2 protein-coding genes are annotated in these 2,321 nt (G+C 23.5%); both read left to right on the plus strand.

The window, feature by feature from the left end; translation table 11 throughout:
• The first annotated feature begins 357 nt into the window (after window positions 1–357).
• Window positions 358–1,320, plus strand: coding sequence for a YkvA family protein (locus NG918_RS03960; RefSeq protein ID WP_252214872.1), 963 nt, complete (start codon window positions 358–360; stop codon window positions 1,318–1,320).
• A gap of 34 nt (window positions 1,321–1,354) precedes the next feature.
• Window positions 1,355–2,290, plus strand: a complete 936-nt coding sequence (locus NG918_RS03965) for a ribonuclease H1 domain-containing protein (RefSeq protein ID WP_252224686.1) — start codon at window positions 1,355–1,357, stop codon at window positions 2,288–2,290.
• Window positions 2,291–2,321 lie beyond the last annotated feature (31 nt).

Genomic DNA, 2,321 nt, shown 5'->3' on the forward strand with positions numbered 1-2,321 from the left:
AATGTGACAATACTCATTAACTATTCTCAAAGTCCAATTACAATGCCACTTTGCCTATTGCATATATCAACACTCTGCTAAAACATAGCCAATTATTAAAATTTAATAAGAAAGTGGAAGGTTAATGTATTTAATATTTTATTTACATTAACTTTTTTATTTTAGAAATAGTGTTTAATATAATAAAATTAATAAATATATTAAGTGAAAAATATAATTTATATAAATTATTATTACCATATAGATAAATAAGATATTATTTAACTTATTGTCTAAATATAGTATAATTCTAATAATACATGAAAATAAAATTGTATATGTAAGTTTAAAAGAATATTCTTAAAAGGAGAATATATTATGAAGATATCTAATATTAAAGTAAAATTACTAGGTGAGGATTTACTTAGTATTATAAATGACTTTGTAAAGATCGAAGGATTGTATATAAATAAAATTAATATATCTAATGGAATCATAGTAGAAGGAAATTTTAAAAAGGGAATTAATGTAGAATTTTCTTTAAAAGTTGAAATACTTGAATTAATAGATGGAAGAGTTATATGTAAATTGGCTAACTTAAAGGTAATGAATTTAGGTCTTTTTAGAATGTTTAGAAGCTTTATTTTGAAAAAATTAATTAAAGATTTCAATGATAAAGGAATAAGTACAGAAAAGGATAAAATATCAATAGATATAAAAAAGATATTATATGATATTCCATTTGTTGACTTTGCTTTAAATGAAGTATTTGTAAAGGATAAAGAACTTTGGGTTAATTTAGAGGAAATTAATATTTCTTTAAAAGGGAACTTAATTAAAGAAAAAATCACAGAAGAAATTGAAGAAAATGATTTAGAAAATTCTGATGAATTGATTATTGTTAATAAGATTAAAGACAATTATTCCTTAGGGAGAGAAATAATAGAAGATAAGTTACCAGAAAAAACTAAAAAGTTTAAAGAATATATATTCCTTTTACCAGATATTATATCTTTAATATATAGATTATTAAAAGATGATAGAGTTTCAATAAAAACTAAATTAATATTATCATCTGCTATTGCATATATTGCATTACCAACGGATATAATACCAAACAATATACCATTTATAGGAGCGATAGATGATATTGGAGTAGCATTCTTTGCACTAAATAATATTATAAATGATGTCCCTATGAATGTGATTATAGAAAATTGGGAAGGCAATAATGAGATAATTAAAGTTCTAAAAAGCGGTTTAGAATATTTGATAAACTTTACAGGTGCTAAAAATGTTGAAAAATTATGTTTAGTAATAACTGAATTAACAACATTATAATATTAAAAGTTTAATTTGTGAAAGGAATAGAACAGTGGGAAAAAAAGTTTATGCTATAAAAGAGGGCTTTGATTTTAAAAACAATCAAAAAGTAGAAGATAAAATAGTTGATACTTGGGCGGAATGCTTAAGATATGTTAAAGGTGTAAAAAATGCTAAATATAAAAGTTTTACAGATATATCTGAAGCAAAAGAATTTTTAAATAATAGAAACAATTTAATAAGTAAGTTAGATGGAAAGTACCCTGATGATTGCTTACATATATATGTTGATGGTAGCTATAATATTTGCACATCACAATATTCTTATGGGGTAGTTGCAGTTAAAGATAATATTGTAGAGTATATTGATAGTGGAATTGGAGAAAGTGATCCTACTAATAATATAAGACAGATAGCAGGTGAATTAAAGGGTGCTATAAAAGGGGTAGAGTATGCTTTAAGTTGTGGAGAAAATAAGGTGGTTATTTTTCATGATTATGCAGGAATTTGTTATCATGCAACAGGTGCATGGGAAAGAAAAGAAGCATCATCTAAGGAATATTACAAAAGAATGCAGGAATTAATGAATAGTGGTATAGAAGTTATATTTGTTAAAGTAGATAGCCATACTGGAGATTTTTTCAATGAACTTGCTGATGAAAAATGTAAAGAAGCTTTAGCTATAAAGTCTGATAACGTTGTTGAAAAGTGGATTAAAAATAATGTGGTAAAAGTTATAAATAGAGAATTGAAATCAAATATAGAAGGATTAATATCAAACTATTTTGAAAATGTAGTAGTTATTAATGATAAGAGTAGTATTAATAATTACAAAAGTGAAGTTAATGTTATAGAAGACAGATTTGAGAATATTTTTAATGAATATAAAATTAATAATATTAAAGGGAAAAAACTAATTTCTAAATTGTTAAGTAAACAAAAAGAAGAAATGATTTTATACTTGTTAGAAAATAAATGTAAATTATAGGCTATGTTTTAGTAGAGTGTTGATATATGCA

Origin of the sequence: Clostridium sp. ZBS2 (assembly GCF_023845855.1) — a bacterium.
Classification (GTDB): Bacteria; Bacillota; Clostridia; order Clostridiales; family Clostridiaceae; genus Clostridium; species Clostridium aquiflavi.